Below are 4,467 nucleotides of genomic sequence, written 5' to 3'. Positions count from 1 at the left end.
CCCGCTCGCGATCGGCGAGGCGGGGACGTTCCCCGCCGCCATCGCCGCGACCAATGAATGGTTCCCCAAGAAGGAACGCGCCTTCGCGATCGGCATCTTCAACGCCGGGTCCAATGTCGGCGCGATCCTGACCCCGCTGATCGTCCCGATCATCGCCGTCACATTGGGCTGGCGCTGGGCCTTCATCCTCACCGGGCTGCTGACGGTCATATGGCTCGTCGCCTGGCTCAGCTTCTACCGCAGCCCGCGCGAGAAGAAGAGCCTCACCGCCGAAGAACTGGCCTGGATCGAAACCGATCCCGTCGAACCGCAACGCCCGGTCAAATGGGCGACGCTGTTCCGCCTGCGCCAGACCTGGGCCTATATGGCCGGGCGCTTCCTGATCGATCCGGTCTGGTGGACCTTCCTCTTCTGGCTGCCCGATTTCTTCAACAAACAATATGGCGTCAAGATGCTCGACTTCGGCCCGCCGCTGATCGCCGTCTATCTGCTGGCCGATGTCGGGTCGGTCGCGGGCGGCTGGGCGTCGTCGCGCTTCATCGGCAGCGGCTGGAGCATCAATCGCGGACGCAAAACCGCGATGCTGCTCGCCGCGCTCTGCGCCGTCCCCATCGCCTTTGCCACGCAAGCACCCAATATGTGGGTAGCGGTTGCGCTAATTGGGCTTGCTTGCGCCGGGCATCAAGGCTTCTCCGCCAACCTGTACGCTTTGCCGGACGACGTCTTCCCGCGCTGGATGGCCGGGTCAGTCGTCGGCCTCGGTGGCCTGGCCGGTGCGATCGGCGGCATGATGATGGCCAAGTTCGCCGGGGTCATCCTCGAAACCGTCGGCAGCTACGGTCCCATCTTCGCCGTCGCCTCCTGCACCTATCTCGTCGCGCTCGCCATCATCCACCTCATCATCCCGCGCTATCAGACCGTCGATAGCGCCGCCATCGGGGCTGAACCATGACCCGTCGCCTCCCGCAAAAAGCCTCAACCAGTGTACGGGTCGCTGTCCGCTTGGCCTGCATCGCCACTGCCTTGGCCGTCGTGCCCGCCCATGCGAAAAGCTGCACGCCGACCTGGGTCGCGGGCTGGGCCTCGTCCCAATTCCGCCCCACCGGCGACGCCGCGCTCCCGCCCGGCACGCTGGCGAACCAGACCCTGCGTCAGGTCGTCCGCCCCTCGGTCAGTGGCGATCGCGTCCGTGTCCGCCTGTCCAACCTCGCCGGCACCCGGCCGCTCCCCATCCTGGGTGCCAGCATCGCCCGCGCCATCAGTTCCGCCGCCCCCACCATCGATCCCGCCACCCGAATCGCGCTCCGCTTCGATGGCAAACCCGACGTTATCATCCCGCCCGGCGCCGACTATCTGTCCGACCCGGTCACGCTGTCAGCCAAGGCGCTCGACACGCTCGCCATCTCGATCCGCTACGCCGCCGCCGACCCCGAACAGACATCGCATCCCGGCTCGCGCGCCACCTCCTGGCATCTGCCCGGCGATCATCTGTCCGACCCGCAATTTGCCGGGGCCGCGAGTTTCGATCATTGGTTCAACCTAGCCGCACTCGAAGTCGAACGCTGCGCCCCCGCCCAGCTCATCGTCGCGCTGGGCGACTCGATCACCGACGGCAAGAACAGCACTACCAACGGCAATGATCGCTGGACCGACCGACTGGCCGAACGATTGCAGGCCGATCCGAAGCGCCGCCACATTGCGATCGTCAATCAGGGGATCGGCGGCAATCGGCTGCTCGACGATGGCCTTGGTCCCAACGCACTCGCCCGGCTCGACCGCGATGTGCTGGCGCAGCCCGGTGTCACGCATCTGATCCTGCTGGAAGGGATCAACGATCTCGGCACGCTCACCCGCGAAGCCCCCGTCAGCACCGCCGCGCATCAGGCCCATGTCGCCCGCATCATCGGCGCCTATCGCCAGATCATCGCCCGCGCCCGTGCCAAAGGGATCAAGGTGATCGGCGCGACCGTCATGCCCTTCGTCGGCAATGATTATTATCACGCCGACGCCCAGAACGAAGCAGACCGCCAGGCCGTCAACGCCTGGATCAGGCAGCCGGGCAATTTCGACGCAGTGATCGATTTCGATGCCGCGACCCGCGACCCGGCACGGCCCGACCGCTTGGCCCCCGCCTATGATAGTGGCGACGCGCTCCACCCGTCCCCGCGCGGCTATCGGGCGATGGGCGACGCGATCGCGCTGGACCTGTTCGACTGACCGGCAGACGCTATTTCCGCCGCCCCCCGGCATCCAGTACCGTCTCCATGGCCACGAAGGTCGAGGTGCTGGCGACATGGGGCAGGGCGGAAATCTTCTCGCCCATCACCATGCGATAGCGCCGAATATCCGCCGTCCGCACCTTGAGCAGATAGTCGAAGCTGCTCGCGATCATATGGCATTCTTCGACTTCCGCGATCCGCCGCACCGCCATGTTGAACTCATGCAGCGCCGCTTCGCGCGTATCGCTCAGCTTGACCTCGGCAAAGGCGACATGGTCCATCCCCAGCTTGGCCGGATCGACAATCGCGCGGAACCCATGGATCACGCCGGTTTCGATCAACCGTTTCAGCCGCACCTGGCATGGCGTCTTGGACAGGCCGACCAGCGCCGCCAGATCGGTCACGGTCATGCGCCCGTCCTCCACCAAAGCGGCGATGATCTTGCGGTCGAATTCGTCCAGATCGACTGTTGAGGCGGCTTTATCCATCATTGCTGCCTAACATAGAGGCATGAATAAGTCACATCCGCCGCACAAACAGACCTGATAAGGCAGATCGACGCCACCATATGCGATATGATGTGGGGCATGACCGTCCAGCCCCCCTTTGCCGCCTTCGCCCCTGCCATCCGCGCCCAATCTCCGTTGCGGCAGGCGATCACCGACGCCTATCGCCGCGATGAAGCCGAGGCGCTGGCCCCGCTGATCGCAGCGGCGACGCTGCCCGACGCCACCCGCGCCGCGGCACAGGAAACGGCTCACAAGCTCGTCACGGCCCTGCGCGCTAACCACAAAGGTACCGGCGTCGAAGGTCTGGTGCAGGAATATGCCCTGTCCAGCCAGGAGGGCGTCGCGCTGATGTGCCTCGCCGAAGCGCTGCTCCGCATCCCCGACGCAGCGACCCGCGATGCGCTGATCCGCGACAAGATCGCCGACGGCGATTGGGGATCGCATCTGGGCACCGACAAGTCGCTGTTCGTCAACGCCGCCACCTGGGGGCTGGTGGTCACCGGCAAGCTGGTCGGCAGCGTCGATGATCGCGGCCTTGGCGCAGCGCTGACGCGCCTGGTCGCACGGGCGGGCGAGCCGGTCATCCGACGCGGCGTCGACCTCGCCATGCGGATGATGGGCGAACAGTTCGTCACCGGCGAAACCATCAAGGAAGCGCTCAAGCGCGCCAAGGTTATGGAGGCCAAGGGGTTCGCCTACAGCTATGACATGCTGGGCGAAGCAGCGACGACGGCTGAGGACGCCGCGCGCTATTATGCCGATTATGAACAGGCGATCCACGCCATCGGCAAGGCATCGGCCAAGCGCGGCGTCTATGCCGGTCCCGGCATTTCGATCAAGCTGTCCGCGCTCCACCCGCGCTATGCCCGCGCCCAGGCAGAGCGCGTCATGGCCGAGCTTCTGCCCCGCGTGCAGCAACTCGCCGCGCTCGCCAAAAGCTATAATATCGGCTTCAACATCGACGCGGAGGAAGCCGACCGGCTCGACCTTTCGCTCGACCTGCTCGAAAGTCTCGCCCTGCATCCGGCCCTGTCCGACTGGAACGGGCTTGGCTTCGTGGTTCAGGCCTATGGCAAGCGTTGCCCCTTCGTCATCGACTGGATCATCGACCTTGCCCGTCGCGCCGATCGCCGCATCATGGTCCGTCTGGTCAAGGGCGCTTATTGGGATGCGGAGATCAAGCGCGCGCAGGTCGATGGCCTCGCGGATTTTCCGGTCTACACCCGCAAGTTGCACACCGACATTGCCTATATCGCCTGCGCGCAAAAACTGCTCGCCGCCAAGGACGCGGTCTTCCCGCAATTCGCCACCCATAATGCCCAGACGCTCGCCACCATCCATGCGATGGCCGGGCCGGATTTCAGCATCGGCACTTACGAATTTCAGTGCCTCCACGGCATGGGCGAACCGCTTTACGAACAGGTGGTCGGCGCGGGCAAGCTGGATCGCCCCTGCCGCATCTATGCGCCAGTCGGCACGCATGAGACGCTGCTCGCCTATCTCGTCCGCCGCCTGCTCGAAAATGGCGCGAACAGCAGCTTCGTCAACCGCATCGCCGATCCGGCCGTGTCGGTGGACGAGATGATCGCCGACCCCGTCGATACCGTCCGCGCCATGCCCAACCCCGGCGCCCGTCATGATCAAATTGCGCTGCCTGCCGCCATCTTCCCCGACCGCCGCAACTCCGATGGCATCGACCTCAGCGATGAAAAAGCCTTGGCGAGCCTGACGCAAGCGCT

The 4,467-nt window shown here is 65.3% G+C and carries 4 protein-coding genes; 3 read left to right on the top strand and 1 reads right to left on the bottom strand.

The features are described from left to right. On the top strand, positions 1 to 952 hold a 952-nt coding region (locus IL54_RS06910), incomplete at its 5' end, for an MFS transporter (protein WP_037478018.1). Further along, positions 949 to 2,217: an SGNH/GDSL hydrolase family protein gene (locus IL54_RS06905; RefSeq protein WP_052027588.1), complete on the top strand. Its 1,269-nt coding sequence runs from the start codon at positions 949 to 951 to the stop codon at positions 2,215 to 2,217. The genes IL54_RS06910 and IL54_RS06905, both read left to right, overlap by 4 nt. 10 nt (positions 2,218 to 2,227) lie before the next feature. Here IL54_RS06905 and IL54_RS06900 read toward each other — a convergent pair whose 3' ends face one another. Further along, positions 2,228 to 2,707 carry an Lrp/AsnC family transcriptional regulator gene (locus IL54_RS06900; RefSeq protein WP_037478016.1) on the bottom strand — a complete coding sequence of 160 codons (480 nt, stop codon included), beginning with the start codon at positions 2,705 to 2,707 and terminating at the stop codon, positions 2,228 to 2,230. Between the two features lie 99 nt (positions 2,708 to 2,806). Here IL54_RS06900 and IL54_RS06895 point away from each other — a divergent pair. Then, on the top strand, positions 2,807 to 4,467 hold a 1,661-nt coding region (locus IL54_RS06895), incomplete at its 3' end, for a proline dehydrogenase family protein (protein ID WP_037478014.1).

This window comes from Sphingobium sp. ba1 (assembly GCF_000743655.1).
In the GTDB taxonomy this organism is placed as follows: domain Bacteria; phylum Pseudomonadota; class Alphaproteobacteria; order Sphingomonadales; family Sphingomonadaceae; genus Sphingobium.
The sequence above is the reverse complement of the archived record's forward strand: the minus strand, read 5'-3'. Positions and strand labels throughout refer to the sequence as shown.